The following is a 25,037-nucleotide window of genomic DNA, read 5'->3' as shown; positions in this document are numbered from 1 at the left end:
GGGGTTGCAGTCTTCTCCCAAGGGGAGACGCCAAGGGCGAACGAGCGTCACCCCCGAACCCGTTGAGCCTCTCGTAGAGAAGGGCTTGTCGTCACACATCGCGATCAAAAATATTCATCCCTCGCCCGACTCAGGGAGACCAGATATTTCTTCATACTTGATACGATACTTCATACTTTATACTGCAATTTACTGTTTTATATTTCCTGAACCCTCATTGACCGCATTTCTATCATGACTCGCATTATAGTGATTACCTCCGGCAAAGGAGGAGTGGGTAAAACCACAGTTTCAGCAAATCTGGGCATGGCTTTAGCCAAAATGGGGCGTCAAGTTGCTTTGGTTGATGCGGATTTTGGTCTGAGAAATTTGGATTTGCTGCTAGGGCTGGAAAACCGCATCGTCTATACTGCGGTAGAAGTCTTGGCCAGAGAGTGCCGCTTAGAACAAGCCTTGGTGAAAGATAAGCGCCAACCCAATCTCGTACTCCTGCCGGCAGCCCAAAATCGCTCCAAAGATGCAGTCACACCTGAACAGATGAAGTTATTGGTGAATGCACTAGCGCAAAAGTATCAGTACGTGATCATCGATAGCCCAGCCGGCATTGAAAATGGGTTTAAAAATGCGATCGGGCCGGCAAAAGAAGCGCTAGTTGTCAGCACGCCAGAAATTTCCTCAGTTCGTGATGCTGACCGAGTAGTGGGGTTACTAGAAGCACAAGGTATCAAGCGTGTTCATTTAATAATTAACCGCATCAGACCCGCAATGGTGCAGGCAAATGATATGATGTCAGTGCAAGATGTTCAGGAACTTCTCGCCATTCCCCTGATCGGGGTAATCCCTGACGACGAGCGTGTTATTGTATCTACCAATCGCGGCGAACCCTTAGTGTTAGCGGAAAATCCCTCTTTAGCTGCCACAGCCTTTGAGAACATTGCTCGTAGATTAGAAGGGGAAAGTGTCGAATTTCTGGAGATCGACTCGTCCCAAGACAGCATCTTCGCCCGTCTACGAAGGTTGTTGTGGACAAAGATTGTTTAATTTACTTTTCCAGTCTCCGCGCCAGACCTATTCGTAATGATTGAACTTCTAGAAAAACTTTTTTCTCGCGGTCCTGATAGCAGTCGAACTCAAGTTAAACGTCGCCTGCAATTGGTGATTGCTCACGATCGCGCTGATTTAGATCCTCAAACGTTGGAAAAAATGCGGAAAGAAATCCTAGATGTAGTCTGTCGCTATGTCGAAATTGAGACGGAGGGCTTGGAGTTCTCCTTAGAAAGCAACCAACGAACCACAGCTTTAATTGCTAATTTGCCCATCCGCCGGGTGAAAGGTGCTATACCTGAGTGGGAAAGGGGTGATAAATAAGTCTTTATTAGTTTTAATCTTAGAGGATCTTTTAAAAGTCGATGTAGGTCAAAAATTATACGATTCGCTACAGTTACTGCTTGTTATGAAGCTATGAGTATTGCTGAGTGTACCGGGATTGTTTCTAATTCGGATAATTGTCCTATTTCTATTAGAAAAAGAGTACCACTTGTACCATAACTAGACAAAAATTCTATAGAGGATATGCGATTTCTGTTAGTATAAGTAAGTTAGCTCAAATAAACCTAACTATGTAACGAAATGTAAAATGCTCGAAACTCTTGTGATTGCTTCACTTCGCTTTGCTCCGCTCGCAATGACATAGTTATAAATTTTCCCACGCACCTACTTATCAGGAAAATTCGCTATTCCTCACTCCTCATCCTCAGAATTGTTTATCAACTCACGTAACCGTTTTATGTTGTCAGGCTTGACCGGCTTGACCCTTAGCAGTGTGGGTTAACTTGTACTATTTTTGCATACCCAGTTATGACTCAGCAGCTAGGATATTGAGGACGGCTTCTCATTAAGTAAATATTTTTGGAGTGTTGGAAGTGTTGGCCGATGCCTACGGCGGCAAGCTACGCAAAACTAAATAATGCTACTTATATTTTGAGATAATTAATAGTCAATAATGATAACGAACTTGTAAAAAATTTATTTCATCATCTTTTACAAGATATACAATTCTATGTTCTTGTGTTAAACGGCGAGACCAAGTATTAGGATCTAAATATTTTAAAGGTTCCGGCTTACCTTTCCCCTTAAAAGGATCTCGACAAGTCTCTTTGACAAGATCCAAAACTTTAAGGGTAACTCGTTGATCATTTTCCAACCAAAATTTTAAGTCTTCTAAAAATTCAGGTTGAAATACTGTTTTTCTTTGCTTTGGAGTTGTTGGAATTTCTTGTTTTGATTGGTTTTTGAGGTTCTTCTTTTTGGTCAAATCCTAACTCCTTACTAAGATCATCCAAGCTTTGAGATTTCACAACTCCTGATTTAGCTCGATTTAAAGCTGTTAGCAAACGTTCAGCGTTACGGGGAGAACGTAAAAGATGAGCACTTTCTAGAATACTAGAAAGTTCATCAACAGCTATTAAAGCTACATTTTCAGCATTACGACGTGTAATGATTACAAAATCGCGTTCTGAAGTAACTTTCTGACACAGTTCAGACAGCTTTTCTCGTGCTTGTGTGTAAGTATAACTAGCAGAAACCATAACTATCAAAAGTTCCGTTTTTACTTGTAAATTGAATTAAGTACATTCTCCCTTAACCTGTACACAAAGTCTGTACAGGTTGATGCTTTTATAAATTTTGAAGAGTCAAATTTTTATGCCAGTCGCCGCACCATAATGTTGACACTAGTGGTAAGATTCACACCTCACAAGAATTATTCCTATTTTATGCAGCGCCAAAAAAATCTCCCGTTGTCGTCACTGGCAACAACGGGAGAATGTAAAGTTTTCTATAAACTATCGGTAGGCTACTTGTGGCCCAGCCCAAATTTCTGTAACCTTTTTACCAAAAGTAATCGGCTGATCATTGTCTGTTGTCGTTACAGTCTTGCCATCATTAGCAACTTGCATTAGTGGCCAGTTTTCCTCGCCCAATTCACCTGCACGAAATAGCACATGATCTGGTTGGCTTTTACTCCAACCTAACAACACTGCAATTTTTTCATGTTGTTCCTCATAAGCAGGAGCAACTGTGTTAGCGTGATTTTTTTGCCGATCCCAAATCACTGCACTATCTGTAGAATCGCCTGTGTTAAATATACCTTCAAACTTGCGTGCTAAGAAGCGATCGCCTTTTTCCGACCAGCTAACCGGAACTAATACCCCAATTTTACCGTTCGTATCAGTTTCTTCTGACGACGCCGCCTTTACAGCCTTTACCTTTAATAAAGGATCGCTAACAGCAGTAGTTGAAGCCATCACCCACAACTTCTGGGTTTGCCTATCTTGGACAAACAAAACGCTGGTGACACGACTGTTATACATTTGGGGTTTTACTTCTAGTTGCACCCGACTATAAACAGCATATTTACCATCTGGAGAAACCACGGGTACGCTGCGGTAGTGACGCACTCCAGAACCCCCCTTGGAACCAATTGCTTCTTGAGTCGCTGTGATCCATTTCCAAGGAATAGGATGAGGACTGCCTATGGGATCTATTTGTTCTGCTTGGGGTTCATCACGTGGTTCAACAACACGTATTTCCGTCGTTGTGGTTGGTTGTGATTCTCTAAGAGTTGGTGCTACTTGAGTTGCTGTCAATGATTCAGTAAAAGACTTTTCTCTAGTGAGAGAATTTTCTTCTCCTCTCAAAGACTTGACATTAGCAGCTTTGAGTTTTCGTACTAAATTAAGCTGACTAACAGGAACATCTGTTAATGGTGCGAGTTCAACTGCTGCCAAAGGATCAGGAACAGTTAAATCGCTCTTTGATACAGAACTATCTGCTTGAGGCAAAGACTCTATTTCATCCGCGGGTAATACTTGCGGTTCCTGGACAGCAGTACTTTGTGTTGGCACAGAGTCAAATTCTTCTGTTAAGGAGTTGATTTGATCTGTTTTTGATATTTCAGCGATCTCAGGTTCCCTAACTACAGCTATTTCCTTTGATACAGAGTCAGCCTCTCCAGTCATCGAAGTCAGTTTAGCTACTTCGGATCTGACTGGGGTCGAGTGAGCCGATGCCCCTAACAAGGGTGCAATCAGTATCACAACGACAACGTAATTGAGAAATGGTTGCGCGCGGAACCATCCTGACAGCAAAAGGGGTTTAAGCATTTGTAGACTCTCTAGAGGGGCGGTTGCTATGTGAGAAGCAATACCTATGCAGCAATGGGGCAGGCAGTAATTATATGTATAACAAGAAACTAAAAGCAATGACTAGATAATTTCTTCAAAGTTTGCAGAGTTTTACAACAATTAAGTATCATTGTCTACACCTTTTATTACTCAGTTACTGAATATTTTTTTGCAAAAATATGCAAGTATAGTAAATATGCTCATAGCTCAGTAATTACTACACGATATATAGTATTGCTGTCGCTATACCCAACCACACCAAAAACAGGTATTAGTTAAGGGAGAAAGGTATAGTTTAGGCTAATGAAGCTGGCAAACAAAAATGAGATGACTCAGTTACTGGGGATCAGACTAGCGATCGCTAGTCCGCAGCAAACAAGTCAGGTTACACACTAAATATAACAGCGCAAACCCTCATAATGGTAAACGTGAGGCGTTACGTGAGAAGCTGGGAAAGCGGACGCATAATAAATCATACTCAGAAAATACTGCTGTCAGCAACCCAAAGTTATAAATTGCAATCTAAACTACAAAAATAGCTAGAAGACGCAATAGTTTTTGAGAAACCCAACTGCATTTTAATGCCAATTTTGGGAAACGATCGGGAACACAACAAAATTTACTCGGTAGATGCTCTAGCGGCTCGTGACGAGACACCACTAAACGATGAGGCTCACTAAGGGCAGATGCAGTTGATACTAGCTGTTACACTTGTCAACTTAACTATTAAGTTAATCAAGCAGCCTTTGGTTTCACCAATCCGAAAATATTGTACCACCAAACAGCCGATATTATTTACCATTAACTAATGACTAACGATTAACAATTAATTATTAATGAAAATTGTATTTTTTGGTACACCTCAATTTGCTGTACCCACGCTGGAAAAGTTATTGAATCATTCAGAGTTTGACGTGTTGGCAGTTGTTACTCAACCAGATAAACGCCGGGAACGCGGAAATAAACTTACGCCAACACCCGTAAAAGCGATCGCTACTGCTCACAACTTACCAGTATGGCAACCTGAGCGGGTGAAAAAAGATACTGAAACTTTAACCCAACTCAAACAATTAGACGCAGACGTGTTTGTTGTTGTCGCCTATGGGCAGATTTTATCGTCAAAAATCCTAAATATGCCAAAGTTGAGCTGCATTAATGTGCATGGCTCGATTTTACCCAAATATCGCGGTGCAGCGCCGATTCAGTGGTGTTTGTATAACGGTGAGAGGGAAACGGGGATCACAACTATGTTAATGGATGTGGGGATGGATACTGGGGCAATGCTAGAAATAGCGACTACACCGATTGGATTACTGGATAATGCCCAAGATTTAGCCGACAGACTAGCTGGGATCGGTGGGGATTTGTTGATAGAAACTCTGTTGAAGTTGAAACGTCAGGAAATTCAACCAATTCCCCAAGATAATTTAGCAGCTACTTATGCGCCTCTGATTCAAAAACAAGATTATGGTTTGGATTGGTCAAAAAGCGCTATCCAATTACACAATCAAATTAGAGGCTTTTACCCTAACTGTACGGCTACCTTTCGTGACAATCTGCTGAAAATCACCGCTTCTGCTCCCCTTGCTTCTGTAGGCGATCGCGATCTCCCACCAGAATTACAAGAATTACTGCATAAATTGCCTGATTTGTCAAATGTATCAAACAGACCTGGAGAGGTAGTGAGTATTGCCAAAGGAATTGGAGCGATCGTCCAAACTGGGGAAGGTTTGTTGCTGTTGCGAGAGGTTCAGCTAGCTGGGAAACGTCCCCAGTCGGGATGGGATTTTGTTAATGGTACCCGCTTAACTGTAGGAGAAGTTTTTGGTGCGGGTAGTTGAGAGAGATGAGGGAGAATAACTTTTAATGTTCCCCCTAAAAGAGCTTTGTTGCATGATTGAAAAAAAGACACACCTTTCCTCCATTGGAGCAGTAATTAGTTTTCGGCTTTGTAGCTATCCGGCTTGCCTAAGGGGATCATACGGTTAAGCGCAGCACATTGCCCCTGAAATACCTCACTCAGGTTTATGCTATGCAAAACCTTTCCCTCTCCTTACCAAGGCTACGGTGTACACACAAGTCGAAAAAAGCTCGATTTCTCATTTCTCCTTGTTCTCTCGTTCCCATGCAAAGCTAGGAATGGTTGATTAGAGGCTGCTGCCTCCAGTCAGATATTGAGTCAGAGACTCAATGAATGCATTCCTCATGCAGAGCATGGGAACGAGTCAAGCCTAATTCAAGCTAGGTTTTTAGGACTTGTGTGTACACCGTAGCCTTACCAAGGAGAGGGATGTCCTTTCTTGACAGGGTGAGGTTTTTCTTTTGTTTTTGGTAATTTGATGACTTGTGTGTACACGGTAGCCAAAGCATCGGGGGGACAGTATTAGCCGGGGGGAAAAATATATTGCAGCTTCAGAAAGAAACGGTATGAGAACAGCCATATTTAAAATTCACTAACTGTGAAATAATATACTTAACGATTCCAGAAGGTTTGTAATGGTAAATAAAGCTAGAAACTTTATTGAACGCAGCGATCGTAGAGGCTTCTTTGTAATATTTAGAAACTGGAGTAGCATTGTCCTCATTACTGCTTTTAGCATTTGGGGAAATAGTTTACCGATCTATATTATTTCGATATGGCTCATCGGAGCTTTTCAGTATGGGTTAGGAGAAGCTCTCGTACACGAAGCCTCTCACTACAATCTTTTTACGAGGCGATCGTGGAACGATCACTTGGATTTTCTCTATGCACTTCCTTTTTTTACTACAGTATTAAAATATCGAGAACTACATTCGCGTCATCATAAGTATTTTGGAAAACCTGAATATTCTAAAGTACAATCTTATGAAAACCTGGGCTTTTTAAATGCTCAAAACAGCGTTTTCTTCCTGTGGTTTGTTAAGCCGATTATTGGATATGCTGGTTTTGAATTCCAATTCTTGACACATAATGCAGATTACAACAGATTTTTTGACCGGAAGGTTCTTCTGTTTTGGATGCCAGTTGCTTCCCTCTTTTATTGGACAGGTAATTTCCACATCTTATTGTTGTACTGGTTTGTTCCCCTCCTATGGACTTTCAGTACCTTTCTTTACTGGCAAAGCATAGACCAGCACTACGGCACTGACTCTGGAACGCGAACTAATGTTAGTTTTCTGATAAATTATTTTGGACATAACATCGGATACCATCACGTTCATCATGTCTGTCCTACTGTACCCTGGTACAATTTACCTGAAGCTCATAAGGTTTTATGTTCAGAAGTTACTGATATTTCTCATGGTTTTTTCGATACCTATCAGCAATTAAAAACATATCGACAATTAAAAATAGTTTGCTAAGTCGATTACAGTTTATTTATTTGTAAAGGTGATAGATGAAAACACCCATTAATCCTGTAAACTTTAGACTAACTAGTCCTTGTCAGCTAGCTGAAGCTAGCTGCTGCAAAACGGGTCTGTTGTTCTTGCCTGAAGACGAACATAAAACAATTGTTTCATGGCTAACTGACAACTCACCAAATGAACTTGATGAGTTCGAGTCCCGATGTGTTAAGCACGATGGATTCTACCTATACGATCAAAAAGATTGTTGTCAGTTCTTAACCGAAACGAATTTGTGCAGGCTGCATTTAGAAGGCGTAAAACCATCTGAGTGCTTTTGGTGGCCTGTGCAAATCTACGGCACAGAACCAGAAAATCTTGAATTTCGTGTTGCAACTAGATGCTGTACGGCTTGCGAGTACATTGATGCCAATTCATCTCTGCTTGACGACATTACAAAGAGAGTTAGGGAACTTGGATATGATGTATTTTGTCGGTTCAGAAGAGTTTACTTGGGACATTCTGGAAAACGATTCTTACGTAAGTTATAGCTGTAGCCACCCAAAATTTAACTGTAAATTTAGCCATTTTAAATGTACTCCATTACCTTCATCTGAAAGGATGGGGGTATTTTTTGGTGTTAAATCCAACATTAAGAATACCCAATATTGAGTTCTCAATACATAAGTTCTATTAGTAAAAGTAGTTGATGGAAAAAAAATTCACAGAAATTAACAGACAAGCTCTGGGTGTTATGTTAATCATTTTTACAACACTAATTTTCGGAAGTATTCCTGCGGTAGTCAAGGAGGCAACCACTATCTTTTCGCCAGCCACGCAATTTGCAATTCGTTTTACGATCGCGGCAATAATTCTTACTCCGTTTATTCGTAATCTGAATGTAAGCTTAGTACGTGACGGAGCAATCATGGGACTGTTACTTTTCGGTATCTTTGCTCCTGCAACGATTGGATTGGAGACTATCTCAGCAAACCAAGCTTCATTTATCTTTAGTCTCAACATGGTCTTTGTAAACCTGTTTGAGATCCTGTTTCGCAAGCGCTTATCTATCAGAACTGCACTAGCAGCAATGCTTGCTTTCGTCGGAATTGGGGTTATGTCTTGGGAGAATGCGGCACCTATGATTGGCGACCTTTGGTTGTTGAGTTCTGCCCTCAGCGATGCCGCTTATATTATTGTGCTTGAGGTGTTATCGCCACAGTACTCACCTGTGACATTCGTTACAATCCAGCTTTGGGTTGTAGCAGTGCTAGGCGTATTGTGGGCAATTCCCGAACTAAGTGAGCAACTTGAGGCAATTAAAACAAGTTTCCCTGTACTGATTTATCTTGGTCTAATTGGCACTGTCATAGTTATTTTGTTCCAGACAGTAGCACAACGCTGGATATCAGCCCAGAAAGCTGCACTATTCTTTGCCTTAGAGCCTGTATTTGGAGCAATTTTTGCATTTTTGCTACTTGGTGAAACCTTTTCAACTCGCAGTTTTATTGGCGCAACAATGGTATTAGTCGGAATATTTCTGACTTTGACCCGTCCCAAGATTGACGAAAGTGATTCAGAATTTTTATTTGGGGAGAGTGAGAAACTACCTTTTAACTCCTAATTCCTAAGTTGTAACTTCTAATTTTTCATAAAAGCGGCAAGATTTGCAAGGGCCATCTGGATTGACTGCACAGCGAATAATTTCTGAATGAGCATTGTAGCAGCAGGTGGCATCACCGATTACCCAACGTCCCGCTACCAAACTTTTCTCAGATGGTCGTTTAGCAGACTGGACGTAAATGGCAATATTATGCAAACGGTAACGCCCAGCTTTAAGTTGGTATCTATGGCGGCGCTCTAAAACTGCATAGGTTTTACCTTGAAAATCGAGATAGTTTCCGGGTTGGGGTGTCCAATCAAGTTGCACTCTACCGAGAGACTCACGCGGATGCGTCAGAATCACCTCGGTTTGTAAAGAGTCTGGCTCCATAAGCTTATGTGATTTGATTTACATTACAAGGATGGTATAGCAATAGCTTTCTTTAGCTTACCGAATTTAGATTACAATTCATGATTAACTCTTCGCGTTCTTACGGATTACGGCAACCAAAAGTCAGGTAGGATAGATTTACCGAAGTCGCGCCAGGTTTGGTTGAGCGATCGCGCCACTTGGATATGCACTTCATCCTCTTCTACAGCTAAAATCTCAGATGGCTGACCTTCTCCCAAATAAGACACCACCAAATTCGCCGCCTCCAAACCAGTAACATAAGCCTTTTCCTGTGACCAGGAACCATGACGGTTGACAATCCAATCCCCACTCATAAACACATTCTCAAAACTTGTTTTAGCGGGTAACATATAACGATAGCTACCAGGTGCAAAATGAGTTACGGCCTGAGGTAGCCGAATTACACTGCTATCAATTATCTTTGCCTCCCTAAACGCCGGCACACAAGTTGCTAAATAACCCTGAACTATTGCTAAAATCTCCTCATCGCTCAAACTGAGAAACTGATTCGCGTGATAAAAATCAGCTTCAATCACCGTTCCCGGCTCATCCCGATATTCATCATGTAGAGCATTCAAATCAAAAAACGTCCAACCTGTAGTTGTGTCGAATCCAAAACAAGCATTAGAAGGACGAGGAATATCAATTTTGCGGTCAAACCATAGTCGCGTTGCTAAAACATCAATTGCTCCTAAATTGCTCAAATTACGGAATTCTTCACGGCTTTGTAAACTAGGGCTAGTTGAGACAATTTTCTTCATCCCCGTGATCCCAACCGCAAAAATCACGGCATCTGCTTCAATTACTTCATCACCGCAAACTACACCCTTGGCTCGATGATTATTATCAACAATTAAGTCTGTAACTCGGCGCTTGGGCAACACTCGCACACCAGCTTTTTCGATGCGTTCCACCCAAGGACGAAATATTTTTTCTCCAACAGTTCCCCGACACCAAACTACGTCAAAATCCGGTTGATGAGCCAGAATAAAAAAGTAAAGCATCCCTAAAGTTGCTGCGGCTGAACATTGTTCACCAGGGGCAAACAAGCCCACTAATAACATTGGTTCAAAAGCCTCGCGGTAAAGCCGTGCAGAAACGTTAAAGTCTTTGAACAATTCACGGGCAGTTACAAAGTCATAGCGCCGCCACGCATCATCAGAATTGTCAAAATCAACAACCGCATAAAGTAAAGGCAGGGCACTGAGGCGGTCAATTAGTGGCAGCCGTTTAAACTGAGTGTAGAGAAAAGTTCCTAGTGGAGAGGGGAGTCGTGGTAAATTTTGAAAAATCGGTGATTCAACTTCCAAACCTGCTGGCGAATATTGCGAAGAACGAGTCCAAGTAGTAAAAGGATTAATTTCTAATTCATTGATTAGGGAAAAAATATTTTTGTAAGGATACCAGAAGCCATGAATGCCAGCTTCAACAGATTTTCCGGCGGCTGTTTGCCAACCTGCCACCAATCCACCGGGATAGGGGCCTGCTTCTAGAAGTGTCACATCATAGCCTTGTTTTGCCAAATGGTAGGTTGCTCCTAAACCAGCCCAACCAGCGCCTACAACTACCACCCGTTTTTGTTGTGACCCTTCTACCATCACAGCCTCCAATTGTTGCAGTCCATCAACTAATGTAACGTGAGTTCGACAAACCTCTCCCTGCCTTGAACTTTCGTTAAAGTCTGTCCCTCTGCGAGTCGCAGAGGGACGGTTTTGCGTAGTAAAACTTCTTAGAGGTTTGTTTATTAAGCTAATTAGGTCGTTTCCTTTGGATGCAATAGGCGCTTTGGGCGCACATCTATGTGCCCCTACGAACTATATTCCATCGAATTCAAAACAGTTATACCTCGTTCCCAGTCAGAGACTGGGAATGCATATTTTGAGGTTCCGCCTCCCTTGCTCGCGACAGCAGCGCAATGAAAGAGCATTTCCAGCCGGAGGCTAGAAACGAGGTTCTAAAGGGGTTTGGGCTTAAGTTGACACCAATGCACCGCTGTGTATCCCTACAAACTATATTCCATCGAATTCAAAACAGTTATAAACTTTGAAGAAAGGCTAAGGGGAAGCGGTTCAGTAAAAATCACTTGCGGTTAATGCTGAGTTAAGAGTATAACAGAAAACAGACTTAACTATTTATGAGGAATAATCCTAATGACTCAATTAACAAATGCAAAATTCAGTCTGAATGACTTTGAATTACGAGATGGCATTTATTTTCCTAGCGACTATGAACAATTGAATAATACTCAACATAAAAAAACATGGGACGCAATTGGTAAAACATATTATGGTTCCCAAAAAATTGAAAAAATTGCAGATACATCGCCTATCAAACAAGATTACACTCTGCTAACTGGCACGCCTGGAGGTACTTGGAACAAATTTCCATTGAATAAATCTGTTGGCTCTATTCTGGAGATTGGTTCTGGTTATGGTCGCGCACCTTTACATCTTTCTAAAGCGAAAAATCTGAGATGCGAAAAATATTATGGGATTGATATTTCTGAGCCTTTATTGCGGCGATTAATCAAGGTTAAACAAGAATATAATTTTTTCCCAGAAGCTGAATTTAACTTGATTTGCAATTCTGCTGAAATATTGCCTTTAGAAGATAATTCTATAGATTTGGTAATTTCTAACTGCGTCTTTATGCATATCCCAGATGCACAATTAAGAAATTTGTTGGCTGACATATCTCGTGTACTCAAACCCGGTGGAATTTTCGTTTTTAATCATTCCTTTCACAACAAGTCTTGTCCTTCTCATATTATCCATAATTTTATCAGAAGGCTGAACCCATTTGTCAGAAATCCAGTTTATCTCAAGCAATATTCTTCTGCTGAAATTAATGAAATGTTAGCGACTGCTGGCATCAAAACTAAGTGTCCACAATACATTGTGGAACCAACAGAAGAATATGCAATTTTGCCGGAAACCATCAAAGGAATTCCAGTGCCGTTTGCTAATGCCATCAACAGAAGTCTCAAGCCAACAGGTAATTTAAAAGAAACTTTGGCTTATGGTTTTAGTGCTTACAGTACTCAACTTGACTAATTAAGAAACTCTCTTATTGTCAAAATTAACTGAATACAAATAATCTATAGAAGCACAACAATGTTGTGCTTTTATTTTTGAATATTGCACTATTATCAATAACCGCCTCAGAATTAATTTTGAGGCTAATAGCTAAAGTCTTCTTTAGAAGACTGAGCAACAGCTTAAATCTGCTTGAGTGGACTTTGGCTATAAGAGAGGAAATTTATTTCCTGGCGGGAGAGGGCTAATTTAGATTGGTACAAGATGTGAGTAAAACATATTTTCCAATATGAATATCCTGTTTTTGATGTAATTTACCAACTTTTCCCAACATATTGGAAATAAAGTTGGTAAATTAGGAATTAGTTGAGCTAATTCTTCCCTACGCAACTATGCCATTGGATTTATCGCCTCTTTGGATATCACTCAAAACTTCATTACTCGCTACATTTATCACCTTCTTCTTGGGGATCGCTGCTGCCTACTGGATGCTAGGATATCGTGGCAAAGGTAAATCGTTGATTGAGGGTATCTTTATTGCGCCACTGATTTTGCCCCCCACCGTTGTCGGCTTCCTGTTGCTGCTATTTTTTGGCAAAAATGGCCCTGTAGGGAAACTCATGCAGTCTTTTGACTTCAGCATCGTTTTTACTTGGTATGGTGCAGCGATCGCAGCTACCGTAGTTTCTTTCCCTTTAATGTATAAAACTGCATTGGGAGCCTTTGAACAAATAGATGGTAATCTGCTGCGAGTAGCCAGAACCCTTGGTGCAAACGAAGCCACAATCTTTTGGCGGATCAGTTTACCCCTAGCACTACCCGGCATTGTAGCCGCCACAATGCTCGCTTTTGCCCGTGCTTTGGGAGAATTCGGCGCGACGTTGATGCTGGCTGGTAACATTCCCGGACAAACGCAGACAATCCCAATGGCGATTTATTTTGCTGTGGAAGGGGGAGCAATGAACGAGGCTTGGTTTTGGGCGATCGCAATTATGGTGATTTCTCTATCTGGAATTATTGCAGTCAACTTCTGGCAAGAGTTGAGGGAAAAGAAGAGGGGAGGCGGGGGCAGGGAGCAGGGAGTGAGGAGAGCAGGGGAAGCGGGGGGGGAAATTCTCTACAACCCGCACTCTAGCTTTGAATCTGGCGGATTATTAGTCAACATTGAAAAAATCCTTCCTAGCTTTCATTTAAAAGTTGCTTTCACTACAGATGAGCAACCCTTGGGATTGTTAGGGGGTTCTGGAGCAGGTAAAAGCATGATTTTACGCTGCCTTGCGGGGATAGAAACGCCCACAATCGGGCGGATAGTTTTAAATGGCAGAGTCCTGTTTGACTCAGAACAAAGAATTAATTTACCCAGCCGCGATCGCCGCATCGGTTTTTTAGTGCAGAATTACGCCCTCTTCCCGCACATGAGTGTGGCGCAAAATATCGCTTTCGGCTTGCCCAAAAAACTATCTGCTGGGAGTATTAGAGTGCAGGTAGAAGAACAATTGTTAGCAATGCAGTTGCAGGGATTAGGCGATCGCTATCCGCACCAACTTTCTGGGGGTCAACAACAACGGGTAGCCTTGGCAAGAGCATTAGCAAGTCAACCGGAAGCATTGCTTTTGGATGAGCCGTTTTCAGCACTTGACACCCATCTACGTAGTCAATTAGAGGAGCAAATGACAGAAACTCTAGCCGGCTACCAAGGTGTGACTCTATTTGTCACCCATAATATGGAAGAAGCTTATCGGATTTGTCCAAATCTGTTGGTATTAGAGCATGGTAGAGCCGTTCATTATGGTAGTAAACATGAGATTTTCCAGCATCCTGCTACTGTGAGTGTTGCTCAACTCACTGGATGCAAAAACTTCTCCCGCATTGTTCTCCAGTCATCACAACAGCTAGAAGCGACTGATTGGGGTTGTACTCTTCAAGTAATTGAACCAGCCAAGAGCGAATTATCCCACATCGGCATCCGTGCCCATCAGTTCATTTTCACCAACGACTCATCACAGGAAAATACTTTTCCCTGTTGGCTAGTACGAACAAGTGAAACGCCCCACCGGATGACGTTGTTTCTCAAACTACATTCGGCTGGCAAGAATTCTCAAGATTACCATCTGCAAGCTGAAGTCTTCAAAGAAAAATGGGCGACGATGAAAGACCAACCTTTTCCTTGGTATGTGCATTTAGATCCTCTGCGGTTGATTTTGATGGAGTGAACGCAGAGATATACGTCACAGGGGGCGTTGCATAAAATGCTTGTGGAGAGTTGGGTTAGATTACAACCTGAAAGTCGTCAAACTCCAGTTCCTTGTGAAGTAAGAATTCCATCGGCTAAAAGGCGATCGCGAAGACAAGCGCGTAGAATGTGTTAGTTAATAGGGTAGGCATCTTTCACTTAAATCCCTATTGTGTAAGAAATCAAGATGGTACAGACACCCGCCAGTCCAGAAACCGAAACCCTATTGATTGAGTTGCCTAAGACAATCGGGTTGTACGTCACTCAGGAACAGTTTGCCGCTTTAGCAGCAGCCAACCGAGACTTGACACTGGAAAGAACCGCACAGGGAGAGTTAATTGTGAACCCACCAACGGGCTGGGAAACTGGAGAACGCAATTGGAGTATTTCTGGAGAGTTGTATTTGTGGTGGCGTAATTCGGGCGAACCGGGTAAAGCCTTTGACTCTTCGACTGGCTTCATTTTACCCAATGGTGCGACTCGCTCCCCCGACACCTCTTGGGTGAGCCGAGAACGTTGGCAGGCACTTACTCCAGAACAAAAAGGAACGTTTCCTAATATCTGCCCGGATTTTGTTGTAGAGTTACGCTCTAGCTCAGATCGGCATGGGTCTTTGCAAGCTAAGATGAGGGAGTACATTGACAATGGCGCTCTGCTGGGCTGGTTAATTGATCCGCAGCAGCGACGGGTGGAAATTTATCGACCGAGATTAGCAGTGGAAGTGTTGGAGAATCCGACTGAGTTGTCCGGTGAAGCGGTGTTACCGGGTTTTGTGTTGAATTTGCGTCGGGTGTGGGATTGAAAATTGAATATCTTATACATGACATCTGCAATCTGCCAGGGGAGTGTCACTTTCATCCTTTGGTTTCCCCAGTCAATCCAACTTCTTTGCTTTAAAGATACGCGCTCAAGAAATACTGCCTTGGGCGATCGCTTTTATCCTCATGCAACAGGTTAATAAAAGTCAGAATGGCGATGTCTTCATATTCTGCCATTTTTTGCAAGAGATAGCTGATTTTAATGTTGGTATAGCGATGCCTACGGCGGGGCAAAGCCCAACGTGTGTATCCTTAATTTCCAGAAAATTCTCGGTTGAAGCTGCAAAGCGCGACGGTAAAACAGACCTAGTGCTTGATGATAAAGTTGGATGTCGTCGGGGTTGGATGCGATCGCTTCCTTGCGTTGCAATGATGCACCGGAATAATTCAAAACTCCAGGTTTTTTAATGGATGAAGTTTATAGTTAATAATCTATGAAATCGAGGGTGGGATTTTTTCTAACGAAACCAAACCATTCTCTTCAAAATCTATCTCTAAATGATATCCTCCCATCAAAGCAGTTCCAAGTAAAGGTTTATAACCCAAAGCTAAAATAGGGACTACTTTTTCTATATTGTCCCAAACAATTGTTGCTAAATGTATAGATAATAAAGCTTCGCTACCGTCAGCTAATCTTGCAAGTGTGCTGGAATATAACAGAAGATTTATCGCACTGACTGAAGAGTGCTGGTAGAGTAAGATGGTCGTTGAATCCAGTATCGATAACAAAATCTAGAGAAAATTTCGTAAAGTTGTTTGGCTCTGTGGGCGACTTCTTCTACACTCCAAAAAATAGCTTGCACGATAATTACACCTACTTTTTGCTCTTTAATTATTGTAACCGAATCCCTGATACCGATGCGTAGGCGTAGCCCGCCGCAGGCATCACCTTTTTCAATATCAGCGTCTCTGAGAACAAGTAAAACGATGTAAAAGTGTCTCTATGTATACATTTGAGGCTATTTTATGGGTGTTTTTTGTCTAAGTCCTATTAGATGCGATCGCATTACAAGCTCAGGCGATTATATTCTTAGAGGTCAATTCAATTAACCTGTAGGACAAATATCATTGTTGGATAAATTTCCCCTGGTTGGGATAGTACTTAACAGAGAGCTTCTTGTTAGTGCTAAAATCTAATTCGGTAGCCACACTCTCTGCACTACCAGAAACTAATTGTTTTGAAGCAATTTTACTCAAGTCAGACTCTAAAATTACCTGATTATGGATAGTGCCATTGATAATGTTATTTGCCAAAAATATCAAAACTTTATCTTCAGGTATGAATTTTACAAATTGTTTGGCAGGCACTAAAGCGGCATTTAGCGGCAGGGCTTGTCTTTCAGAATTATTGAGTTGAAAGGCTTGAGCCATGCCAAAAGTTAACGATTCCGCTTGATTATAAGGCACATCGTTTAAAATCATGTATTGATTGGGTAGTAACATCTGGTTAGATTGTGGAGCAGAAAAAGTTCTATCACTCTTAAATATAAATCTATTCTGTGCTTGTGCTTGAGTTATCGATAATCCTGAAAGGTTGATTCCTTCTACAGGTTGGGTTGGAGAAGCGTATAAAGAATAGTCACTATCCCATGTCACTAAATTTGTTTCAAATGGCTCAAACGTTGCCCAGGCGACCTTATATCCTCCATTAAATACTTTTTTTATTAGTACAACTCTTTGACCAGCTTGATAAATAAGTGGCAAATCTTTTTTATCAATTATTACTTTGAGTGAATCAGCACTTGAACTATCTTGTATATAAAATAAGAACAAGACCAGACTAGCAATTGCCATAAAAACCTGTTTTTGGCAATAACAGCAGTAATAGATTTGAGCAGGTAATTCGATAAACGATCGAAGTCTAGCAACTATTGACATATGAGTATAACTCTTGCCCCATAAAAAACCTTACAGTATACATTTAGTTTATCAACTATGACAACTAGCTTATACAAAAAATATCTAGCAATATAAATAAAACAAAATTGCTAGATAAGGATTTCACAATCATTTATTTTACAACTTAACATCCGATTGCTAGAAGATATCTCCAAAAAAGATGCTGAAATCCAAAATGTCAGGAGTCCATCCTCAGTTTCTGGAGATGTCTATAATTATGCCGTTGCTAAAGCAGATGCCATCACGAATGTACCGGATGACTGGTCGTACTTAATGGTAGGATTGGGGTCCTTGGTGAGATCTACTATCAAAGCATTGCTTGTAATATTGCTAATAATCACACCGTTATCGAAATTACCAAACAAGAAGACCTTGACTATTTCAATTGGTGTAAAAACTGCATTTTGCTTGCTCAGAACTGGGACAGCATTAAGGGGATTAGCGTCAAAAGTATTGCCATTAGCAGTTACTGACTGCGCCATCCCGAAGGTAAACTGTTGAGAATAGTTATTACTAATCCCATAGGTATTATCCCCACCACCAGGAGGATTCGGTGAGTTGAATGTACCATTTACAAAAGGATAAAAAGTATTCGCACTCGCCGGATTTACAGCAGAAGTTTTGAAGATCGTGGCTCCGCTCTGTACCTGGGTACTCGATGCATAAACACCATATTGATTCTGCCATGAAACTTGGTTGTTTTCAAAAGGAGCAAAACCTACCCAAATGACTGGGGTGCCACTAGTGTTACCAACTGACTTAACGATTGCTACCTTTTGTCCAGCACCATTTATCGTTCGTACATCCTGAGTTGCTAGGCGAATATTAAGCTGGTAGTTAACCATACTTGTTTCCTCATTTTTTGTGAATGTTCATTATTAAGACGATCTCACAGAGTAATTTCTGAATTTTTCGAGTTAGAGGCTTTTTTTTATAACCTGATGCACCCGATGAAACAAGCATCAAGAAGATAAACCATTTTGTGCTATTGATTAATAGACGCTACTAATTAAGCAATCATTTTCCTTTAATAGATTAAGAGGGGCGATCGCCCCTCTTAATTGTTGCAAGCTCGAACAAAAAGCCATCCTTTACTTCAACTATTTACATATGAATATAGCGTTTCTCAGACTTCTGAGGTACACTTTATCCCACCAGCTTATTTTACGCAGGAGAAGAGATAAAAATTGACTGTACCTCACCAATATGAGAATTGCTATATTTCCATCTAAATCTTTACCCTAATCTACATTACAACCATCAAATTCAATGAAATCATCTATCATTGGATCGTCAACCATACTCCTGAAAACTGATATACAACATTCATCCCGGCTATAATTGTATTATTAACAACATCTACATTCCATTGATTGTTCATCAACCCGGTGCCTGGATCGTACCACTGACCGTTCGATCCTCGCACTACCCAATGTAAATTATGATTAGCCTGCACACAGACTATTTGCGTTTGGTTTAGAGCAGGCAAAGCGTATACCGCTGTCCCAGTCTCGTTCACATTGGCCATACCGACAGCACATTGACAACGTTGCACTTCGTTTGGATAAAACTGTAATAGCTGTAACCCAGCAGCACTGGTGTCCACCCTAACTGTTAATTGAGGGAGTGGCGCTCCTATCTGCATCGCCACACTGGCAATCGCTGCTGGCGAATTATACAAGTTAAGCCCATTTCCTAATTCTGGGGTTACTGGAAAAACGAGGGGATTGGGTAGTAAGTTTAGAATTCCAACAACTTGATATACCAATGCGGCCAATTGTGCGTAAGTGTTTGTAGGCATTAACACTGCATTTCTAGCGACGGGGAAAGGTCCAGCGTTTTGGTAAGCTATTGGTAATCCTCCTACTTGTACCGGAAATCTTCCAAATGCTCCAATCGCCGCTACTAATGCATATGCTCCGCAGTGATTCTGATTAACTTGTGTCATCTGAGCAACTGTGTTGACGCGTAGACTATCAATACCATCTAGCGTCGTTATATTAATGTTTGCCATAGAAATCCCTCCATTGCATTTATCGTCATTCCAATTTCCTTGATAAATAAGACGGTTCGATTGTGGAATTTCAGAATTTTCGACTCATAAGCCGAGTTGCTTCATTGCCTACCTTGGGTCAGGCATTCTCATAAACCACGATGCCTAGCCTGCCCTTTGCGTAGCATCCCTTGGGCAAGGCATCCCCTCTAGCTCTTATCCCATTGATTCAAAAGAAATGAACTTTCATCATCCCCGACAGATTCTTGACAAAGGATTGAAAATAGGGAAAACGATCCAAAGGAGGAGAGCGGGAAGGTAGCACAAATTCTCCCCATCCTTTCCCTACCTCTAGCTGTTGTTGCATCCTCTGCACCACCAGACAGGAATTCCCCCAACTTCCAGTTTCATTATCAAATTGTGCCAAAGCCAAAATCGGTACAGACCAACTTTCACACAGCGCCGCCTCAACGCAGCGAGAACTATCTCTCTTGACCTCTAACTTCTCATCAGAGATCGCCACAACAGAAGCCGAGTCAGAGTGCTGCACCGATCGCGCTACCTCAATCGATTTCTCACCAACAACACTCTCCACTTCCTCCACCGCAACAGATAATGTCACCGTCTCGCCTACGATCGCTTTAACTCCCACATTCTCCTCGGACATTTCCCCAATTGCCGATTTCGTTGCTGTCGGTGGAACCGATAAATCCGTATCAGTCCCATCCTCCCCGATGAAATATCCCCTCAACTCCTCTCGCAGAATAGCCCGCGCTTGGGAGATGCGCTTGCAGACATTTTGGTAGGAAATCTCTTGCTGTTGGGCAATTTCGTGATAAGACAGTTCTCGATCAAAGTGCAGGATATACGTCTCGCGCAGCCTAGTTGGTAAATTAGCGATCGCACGACGAATCACAATCCTTTTCTCGCCAGTCTCCATTGCAATTTCTGGCGTATCCTCAAAGGAAACCAGTCCTTGCTCCTCACTAGAGGCGTATACTTCTATATTCTCAACTCTATTCGCACCGCGATCGCGTTCTCGATGAATATCCACGCAGAGATTATGAGTCAGTCGAGTCAGCCACGCCTTAAAATTAGCAATTTCCTCCGCATACTTTTGCACCTTCTCCCAAGCCTTGAGCATCGCCCGACTCAGGGCATCTTCCGCATCAGTCAGATTCCCACCCATCCACTTGAGACAGCAACGATAGAGATCATCTCGATATTGCTGCCATTGTTGCCAAAACCTTTTCCCTGAATCTTCATCTTCCGAGTTATTCCGCAGGCAGGACGTAACTGATGCAACCACTGATTGATAATTTGACATAATTTTTGACCTAATAGTGTATCCAATTGGTACAAAATTAATGCCTTCAATTCCTTATAGTGCTAGGCGTTTGAGTATGAAATGTGGTCTGAGATTCAAATAATAAGGTAGTTATATCTGCTTGATATCTGCTGGGACTCTAACATCCCTCTTAATGGGTGTCCTCAGTGAAATCACGGACTTTAATTAAAGAATATTAAATTAACGTGAATTCGATGTTTATAAAAAGGCAAAAAGCTTGCTAGATATGAAGCGCAAGAAACTGGGGAGGTAATGATCTACTGACAGGTGGTGCGGATACTGACAGATTCCTTTATAATACCAGTGCTGCTTTTAACGGCTCTGCTATTGGTCTAAATACCATTAGTGACTTCAACAGATCCCAAGGTGACAAGATTGTACTGGATAAGACTATTTTTAGTGCGTTCCCGCTTCTCCTGTCGGAGACGCTATGCGTAGCTTGCTTCCACGTTGCGCCTTGCGCTTCCCGCAGGGTAGTGGTACGGGTTGCCATAGGCATCGCTTCTAATCCCGTAACTATTTTAAGTAATATTAATGATTATTAAAGTATTGGTTTAGACTTGCATCAACTGATAATTTTAGAAGTCCTTACTTCAAGCGCCCAGACCCCGAAGAGTCTGAGCGCTTGAATATTAGGTTGCAGAGAAACTTCTGCGAGGTAGGGAAATTATGCAGGCATCATGTGCATACTTCTGCAAGACTCTGCACACTTGCGGCAAGCAGCAGCACATTCCATCATTTTCGCGTCATCGCTCATCATCTCACAAGCCATTGCAGTGCGATCGCACATTTCAGCACAGAGCATACAAGTGCGTTCCATGAACTCAGAACCACTCATCATCATATTCATGCACATCATGCACATTTCAGAGCAATCGCGCATCATGCTCATCATGCTCATCATGCTCTTGTCCATGTGCTTACCACCTTTGCTCATGCAGTAAGTCATGGTTTCCATGCACATTTTGTGACAGTCCATACAAACTTCCATGCAGGTTTGCATTTCGGGAGTCATGGTTTCAGCCATCGTCATCATCATCATCGCAAATACCTCCTGATTTTTTGATGCATAAATACTGTCCTTAAAAGGACTACTCATAACATTAGTCCTATCTTTTTAAAGAGTCAATGGGGTTTTTAATTCGGAATTTATAAGCCTACTATCCCGATATAATTACCGGAAATTTGAACGAATTCTACACTAGCTTAGTGTTGTTTTTCTGGGAATTATTACGTACTAAGGCTTATAAACCCCCGTTTTTAAGTGGGGTTTTCTTGAACAAGTTAATTTTCCGTCAGGGATCAAAAGTTAGAGTTAAATCTGGAACAAAAATAATGTCATGTTTTTTAACAAACGCCTAAATAAAGCATTTATGAACTTATATTATTAACCCAGCATTTATTAACTTCTATTAACTTGAAGATAGACACCCTTAAAAATTCGTAATCCATAATTCGTAATTATGTTTCTGGTTGGCTTTAAATCCCTACCAGAAACAAAGCTATCTGTGAAAGTAGGGCGACAAATCAAGTTTACAACGCCAAATGAAAATCGGTTTTTCCCATGCCCAATTTTCAACTTAGAGCATTTTCTAAATCAGCTTGCAAATCTTGCTGATGTTCAATTCCTACCGAAAGACGGACTAAATTATCCTTTATTCCGCGTTTTAATCTTTCTGCTTCTGGTAAAGAACCGTGAGTCATTTTGGTAGGATAGCAAAGCAGCGATTCCACCCCTCCTAAACTTTCAGCCAGCAAAAATAACTTAAGTCGGGAAGCGAATCTTTCAACCTCAGCAAAACCACCTTTTAATTCCAAGCTAATCATCCCCCCAAAGCCAGACATTTGCTCTTTTGCTAGTTGATGCTGTTCATGACTGGGTAATCCTGGATAATAAATTCGCTCAATTTTGGAATGCTTTTCTAAAAATTCAGCCAAAAATAAAGCGTTTTTTTCATGTTCTCGCATTCTCACCGCCAGAGTTTTAATACCTCGCAGCACTAACCAACTATCAAAAGGGCTAGGAATCGCCCCGATCGCATTTTGATAAAACTTCAGTCCGGTGTATAGTTGCTCGTTAGATGTGATGACTGCGCCACCAATAATATCGCTGTGTCCCCCTAGATATTTGGTAGTGCTGTGAACTACAATATCAGCACCTAAATCTAACGGTGTTTGAAAATAAGGACTAGCAAAGGTATTATCAACTACTAATATGATGTTGTTTTTACGGGCAACATTTGCCAGTGCGGCAATATCAATAATTTTTAACAAAGGGTTGGTAGGAGTTTCAATCCAAATCAGCTTAGTATTTGGTAGAATGGCAGTTTCAAAATCAGCGATGTTATCAATATCTACATAGCTAGTTGTCACACCCCAATTCTTTATAACCTTTTCTAGCAAACGATAAGTGCCCCCATACAAATCATCACCAGCAACAATATGATCGCCACTTTTGAGTAGACTTAATACTGTGGTAGTTGCAGCCAACCCAGAGGCAAATGCTAAACCAAATTTCCCATTTTCAAGAGAAGCTAAAGCAGATTCTAAAGCAGTACGGGTGGGGTTTCCCGTGCGAGAATATTCATATCCTTTGTGTTTACCTATAGATTCTTGTTCATAAGTAGAAGTCAAATAAATAGGAACAATTACAGCCCCTGTTTGTGGATCTGATTGTTGACCTTCATGAATTGCTCTAGTCTCAAATTCCATGATTTTTCCTTGATTATTCTTGGTTTTGACTAATCCAATATTTGATTAAATCGGCTCTGGTAATTAATCCAATGGGAACATCATGCCGCGTAATAATAATCCCTGTAGTTCCTGATAAAAGAACTCGATAAGCTTCGGAAACATCAACTTCTTCATCAAGAATTGGCAGCGGTTTACCCATGACTGCGGAAACTTCCTGGTTATAAAAGTTGATACCATCATGAAGAAATTTCATTAAAGAGGCTTCATTGACGCTTCCTACTACATGATTATTATCAATCACAGGTAGCTGGGAAATATTCAGCTTTTGTAGGTAGTTTGTGGCTTTGTTCAAGGTATCACGAGGACTGACAGCAACTAGAGAAGGAAAATCTGTTTTTTGAGCAAGAATTTCACCAATTTTGATGCTTTTTACTGTTGCACCTTCCCAAAAACCATTTTCCTGCATCCAGGCATCAGAGTAGATTTTATTAATGTAGTTTCTTCCGGTATCTGGTAATAGGGCTACAATATACTTCGGCTCTGTTAATCTGGCTACATACTTGAGCGCTGCGGCTACTGCTGTACCACAGGAACCACCTACTAATAAACCTTCTTCTCGTGCTAGACGACGAGCCATATTAAAAGATTCTTTATCACTAACCCGAACCATTTCATCGACTAATTGACGATTAAATGTCTTGGGAATAAAGTCTTCACCAATTCCTTCAACTTTGTAAGATTTAGGGGTGTCACCAGAAAGAATTGAACCCTCTGGATCTGCACCAACAATTACTATATTTGGATTTTGCTCTTTCAGGTATCTAGCAACTCCTGAAATTGTACCACCTGTGCCCATACCTGCAACAAAAACATCAACTTTGCCATTACTATCTGACCAGATTTCTGGGCCTGTAGTCAAATAATGTGCTAACGGATTGTTCGGGTTTTCAAATTGATTTGGTCTGTAAGCTCCTGGTATTTCTTTGGCGAGTCTTTCCGCTACACCGTTATAACTTTCTGGCGAGTCAGGCGGTACTGATGTGGGAGTAACAACTACTTCAGCACCATAAGCTTTGAGTAGGTTGATTTTATCCTGGCTCATTTTATCAGGCATGACGAAAATACAGCGATATTTTTTCACTGCTGCAATTAATGCCAGTCCCACACCAGTATTACCTGCGGTAGCTTCAATAATAGTGCCACCCGGTTGCAGTTGACCTGTTTTTTCTGCGGCTTCAATCATGGTGAGGGCAATTCTATCTTTGGTACTCCCGCCAGGATTGAGATATTCTACTTTGGCATAAATAGTTGAGTGAATGTCTTCGGTAATTTTGTTAAGTCTGACTAATGGAGTTCTACCAATTGCTTGCAAAATATTGTCGTAACTGGTCATATTTACTCCTTATCAGGTTATATAAATTAGGTGTTATGGGTTTTTCATGTTGGATAAATTTGGGATGTTGAAGATAAACGAATCACAGAGGCGCAGAGAGAA

The 25,037-nt window shown here is 41.4% G+C and carries 23 protein-coding genes; 10 read left to right on the top strand and 13 right to left on the bottom strand.

Annotated features, from left to right (window positions below; genetic code table 11):
- The first annotated feature begins 234 nt into the window (after positions 1-234).
- Together minD and minE are read left to right on the top strand one after the other, a co-directional pair.
- Positions 235-1,041: a septum site-determining protein MinD gene (gene minD, locus V7K30_RS12795; RefSeq protein WP_012410009.1), complete on the top strand. Its 807-nt coding sequence runs from the start codon at positions 235-237 to the stop codon at positions 1,039-1,041.
- A gap of 36 nt (positions 1,042-1,077) precedes the next feature.
- A complete protein-coding gene (gene minE, locus V7K30_RS12790; protein ID WP_012410010.1) occupies positions 1,078-1,368 on the top strand; it encodes a cell division topological specificity factor MinE in 291 nt (96 codons plus the stop codon).
- Positions 1,369-1,996: 628 nt separating this feature from the next.
- Here the strand turns inward: minE and V7K30_RS12785 are convergent.
- The 3 genes from V7K30_RS12785 to V7K30_RS12775 all read right to left on the bottom strand — a co-directional run bounded on the left by V7K30_RS12785 (position 1,997) and on the right by V7K30_RS12775 (position 4,163).
- Complete coding sequence (locus V7K30_RS12785; RefSeq protein WP_334999614.1) at positions 1,997-2,203, bottom strand: Txe/YoeB family addiction module toxin; 207 nt, start codon at positions 2,201-2,203, stop codon at positions 1,997-1,999.
- Between the two features lie 25 nt (positions 2,204-2,228).
- Positions 2,229-2,588, bottom strand: a complete 360-nt coding sequence (locus V7K30_RS12780) for a type II toxin-antitoxin system Phd/YefM family antitoxin (RefSeq protein ID WP_334999612.1) — start codon at positions 2,586-2,588, stop codon at positions 2,229-2,231.
- A 255-nt stretch (positions 2,589-2,843) separates the two neighbouring features.
- The gene (locus V7K30_RS12775) at positions 2,844-4,163 is read right to left on the bottom strand and encodes a hypothetical protein (protein WP_334999610.1); all 1,320 of its coding nucleotides are present in this window, start codon (positions 4,161-4,163) and stop codon (positions 2,844-2,846) included.
- Positions 4,164-5,020: 857 nt separating this feature from the next.
- Between V7K30_RS12775 and fmt the strand changes: the two genes are divergently transcribed.
- From fmt to V7K30_RS12755, 4 genes are all read left to right on the top strand, one after another.
- Positions 5,021-6,025, top strand: coding sequence for a methionyl-tRNA formyltransferase (gene fmt / locus V7K30_RS12770; RefSeq protein ID WP_334999608.1), 1,005 nt, complete (start codon positions 5,021-5,023; stop codon positions 6,023-6,025).
- A 655-nt stretch (positions 6,026-6,680) separates the two neighbouring features.
- Positions 6,681-7,526: a fatty acid desaturase family protein gene (locus tag V7K30_RS12765; RefSeq protein WP_334999606.1), complete on the top strand. Its 846-nt coding sequence runs from the start codon at positions 6,681-6,683 to the stop codon at positions 7,524-7,526.
- Between the two features lie 35 nt (positions 7,527-7,561).
- Positions 7,562-8,059 (top strand): hypothetical protein, encoded by a 498-nt coding sequence (locus tag V7K30_RS12760; RefSeq protein WP_334999604.1) that lies wholly within the window; start codon positions 7,562-7,564, stop codon positions 8,057-8,059.
- 158 nt (positions 8,060-8,217) lie between these two features.
- Complete coding sequence (locus V7K30_RS12755) at positions 8,218-9,132, top strand: DMT family transporter (RefSeq protein ID WP_334999602.1); 915 nt, start codon at positions 8,218-8,220, stop codon at positions 9,130-9,132.
- Positions 9,133-9,135: 3 nt separating this feature from the next.
- On the opposite strand, the gene V7K30_RS12750 is transcribed toward V7K30_RS12755, so the two are convergent.
- Both V7K30_RS12750 and V7K30_RS12745 read right to left on the bottom strand, forming a co-directional pair.
- Entirely contained in the window at positions 9,136-9,501 is a 366-nt protein-coding gene (locus V7K30_RS12750; protein ID WP_334999600.1) for a DUF6464 family protein, read from the bottom strand.
- A gap of 107 nt (positions 9,502-9,608) precedes the next feature.
- Positions 9,609-11,120 (bottom strand): hydroxysqualene dehydroxylase, encoded by a 1,512-nt coding sequence (locus tag V7K30_RS12745; RefSeq protein ID WP_334999598.1) that lies wholly within the window; start codon positions 11,118-11,120, stop codon positions 9,609-9,611.
- Positions 11,121-11,672: 552 nt separating this feature from the next.
- Here V7K30_RS12745 and V7K30_RS12740 point away from each other — a divergent pair.
- The 4 genes from V7K30_RS12740 to V7K30_RS12725 all read left to right on the top strand — a co-directional run bounded on the left by V7K30_RS12740 (position 11,673) and on the right by V7K30_RS12725 (position 16,016).
- Positions 11,673-12,575: a class I SAM-dependent methyltransferase gene (locus tag V7K30_RS12740; protein ID WP_334999596.1), complete on the top strand. Its 903-nt coding sequence runs from the start codon at positions 11,673-11,675 to the stop codon at positions 12,573-12,575.
- A gap of 374 nt (positions 12,576-12,949) precedes the next feature.
- On the top strand, positions 12,950-14,770 hold the full coding sequence (gene modB, locus V7K30_RS12735) for a molybdate ABC transporter permease subunit (protein ID WP_334999594.1): 1,821 nt from the start codon (positions 12,950-12,952) through the stop codon (positions 14,768-14,770).
- A gap of 207 nt (positions 14,771-14,977) precedes the next feature.
- On the top strand, positions 14,978-15,592 hold the full coding sequence (locus V7K30_RS12730) for a Uma2 family endonuclease (protein WP_334999592.1): 615 nt from the start codon (positions 14,978-14,980) through the stop codon (positions 15,590-15,592).
- Positions 15,593-15,635: 43 nt separating this feature from the next.
- Entirely contained in the window at positions 15,636-16,016 is a 381-nt protein-coding gene (locus V7K30_RS12725; protein WP_334999590.1) for a hypothetical protein, read from the top strand.
- Positions 16,017-16,040: 24 nt separating this feature from the next.
- On the opposite strand, the gene V7K30_RS12720 is transcribed toward V7K30_RS12725, so the two are convergent.
- From V7K30_RS12720 to V7K30_RS12685, 8 genes are all read right to left on the bottom strand, one after another.
- A complete protein-coding gene (locus V7K30_RS12720; RefSeq protein ID WP_334999588.1) occupies positions 16,041-16,337 on the bottom strand; it encodes a hypothetical protein in 297 nt (98 codons plus the stop codon).
- A 336-nt stretch (positions 16,338-16,673) separates the two neighbouring features.
- Positions 16,674-17,402 (bottom strand): hypothetical protein, encoded by a 729-nt coding sequence (locus tag V7K30_RS12715; RefSeq protein WP_334999586.1) that lies wholly within the window; start codon positions 17,400-17,402, stop codon positions 16,674-16,676.
- Between the two features lie 320 nt (positions 17,403-17,722).
- Positions 17,723-18,352, bottom strand: coding sequence for a hypothetical protein (locus V7K30_RS12710; protein WP_334999585.1), 630 nt, complete (start codon positions 18,350-18,352; stop codon positions 17,723-17,725).
- Between the two features lie 437 nt (positions 18,353-18,789).
- Positions 18,790-19,521 (bottom strand): hypothetical protein, encoded by a 732-nt coding sequence (locus V7K30_RS12705; protein ID WP_334999583.1) that lies wholly within the window; start codon positions 19,519-19,521, stop codon positions 18,790-18,792.
- Positions 19,522-19,729: 208 nt separating this feature from the next.
- The gene (locus tag V7K30_RS12700; RefSeq protein WP_334999581.1) at positions 19,730-20,827 is read right to left on the bottom strand and encodes an RNA polymerase sigma factor; all 1,098 of its coding nucleotides are present in this window, start codon (positions 20,825-20,827) and stop codon (positions 19,730-19,732) included.
- Between the two features lie 688 nt (positions 20,828-21,515).
- Positions 21,516-21,887, bottom strand: a complete 372-nt coding sequence (locus V7K30_RS12695; protein WP_334999762.1) for a four-helix bundle copper-binding protein — start codon at positions 21,885-21,887, stop codon at positions 21,516-21,518.
- A 536-nt stretch (positions 21,888-22,423) separates the two neighbouring features.
- On the bottom strand, positions 22,424-23,560 hold the full coding sequence (locus V7K30_RS12690; RefSeq protein WP_334999579.1) for a cystathionine gamma-synthase: 1,137 nt from the start codon (positions 23,558-23,560) through the stop codon (positions 22,424-22,426).
- Positions 23,561-23,573: 13 nt separating this feature from the next.
- The gene (locus tag V7K30_RS12685; protein ID WP_334999577.1) at positions 23,574-24,935 is read right to left on the bottom strand and encodes a cystathionine beta-synthase; all 1,362 of its coding nucleotides are present in this window, start codon (positions 24,933-24,935) and stop codon (positions 23,574-23,576) included.
- Positions 24,936-25,037: the final 102 nt, after the last annotated feature.

This window comes from Nostoc sp. (genome assembly GCF_036917655.1).
Taxonomy (GTDB): Bacteria; Cyanobacteriota; Cyanobacteriia; order Cyanobacteriales; family Nostocaceae; genus Nostoc.
Note: the sequence above shows the minus strand (reverse complement) of the source record. Positions and strands in the feature narration are given on the sequence as shown.

Coding starts and splice junctions, on each gene's coding strand:
- minD (WP_012410009.1), top strand. CDS start 235: ATGACTCGCATTATAGTGATTACCTCCGGCAAAGGAGGAGTGGGTAAA.
- minE (WP_012410010.1), top strand. CDS start 1,078: ATGATTGAACTTCTAGAAAAACTTTTTTCTCGCGGTCCTGATAGCAGT.
- V7K30_RS12780 (WP_334999612.1), bottom strand. CDS start 2,588: ATGGTTTCTGCTAGTTATACTTACACACAAGCACGAGAAAAGCTGTCT.
- V7K30_RS12775 (WP_334999610.1), bottom strand. CDS start 4,163: ATGCTTAAACCCCTTTTGCTGTCAGGATGGTTCCGCGCGCAACCATTT.
- fmt (WP_334999608.1), top strand. CDS start 5,021: ATGAAAATTGTATTTTTTGGTACACCTCAATTTGCTGTACCCACGCTG.
- V7K30_RS12765 (WP_334999606.1), top strand. CDS start 6,681: ATGGTAAATAAAGCTAGAAACTTTATTGAACGCAGCGATCGTAGAGGC.
- V7K30_RS12760 (WP_334999604.1), top strand. CDS start 7,562: ATGAAAACACCCATTAATCCTGTAAACTTTAGACTAACTAGTCCTTGT.
- V7K30_RS12755 (WP_334999602.1), top strand. CDS start 8,218: ATGGAAAAAAAATTCACAGAAATTAACAGACAAGCTCTGGGTGTTATG.
- V7K30_RS12750 (WP_334999600.1), bottom strand. CDS start 9,501: ATGGAGCCAGACTCTTTACAAACCGAGGTGATTCTGACGCATCCGCGT.
- V7K30_RS12745 (WP_334999598.1), bottom strand. CDS start 11,120: ATGGTAGAAGGGTCACAACAAAAACGGGTGGTAGTTGTAGGCGCTGGT.
- V7K30_RS12740 (WP_334999596.1), top strand. CDS start 11,673: ATGACTCAATTAACAAATGCAAAATTCAGTCTGAATGACTTTGAATTA.
- modB (WP_334999594.1), top strand. CDS start 12,950: ATGCCATTGGATTTATCGCCTCTTTGGATATCACTCAAAACTTCATTA.
- V7K30_RS12730 (WP_334999592.1), top strand. CDS start 14,978: ATGGTACAGACACCCGCCAGTCCAGAAACCGAAACCCTATTGATTGAG.
- V7K30_RS12715 (WP_334999586.1), bottom strand. CDS start 17,402: ATGGCAATTGCTAGTCTGGTCTTGTTCTTATTTTATATACAAGATAGT.
- V7K30_RS12710 (WP_334999585.1), bottom strand. CDS start 18,352: ATGGTTAACTACCAGCTTAATATTCGCCTAGCAACTCAGGATGTACGA.
- V7K30_RS12705 (WP_334999583.1), bottom strand. CDS start 19,521: ATGGCAAACATTAATATAACGACGCTAGATGGTATTGATAGTCTACGC.
- V7K30_RS12700 (WP_334999581.1), bottom strand. CDS start 20,827: ATGTCAAATTATCAATCAGTGGTTGCATCAGTTACGTCCTGCCTGCGG.
- V7K30_RS12695 (WP_334999762.1), bottom strand. CDS start 21,887: ATGATGATGACGATGGCTGAAACCATGACTCCCGAAATGCAAACCTGC.
- V7K30_RS12690 (WP_334999579.1), bottom strand. CDS start 23,560: ATGGAATTTGAGACTAGAGCAATTCATGAAGGTCAACAATCAGATCCA.
- V7K30_RS12685 (WP_334999577.1), bottom strand. CDS start 24,935: ATGACCAGTTACGACAATATTTTGCAAGCAATTGGTAGAACTCCATTA.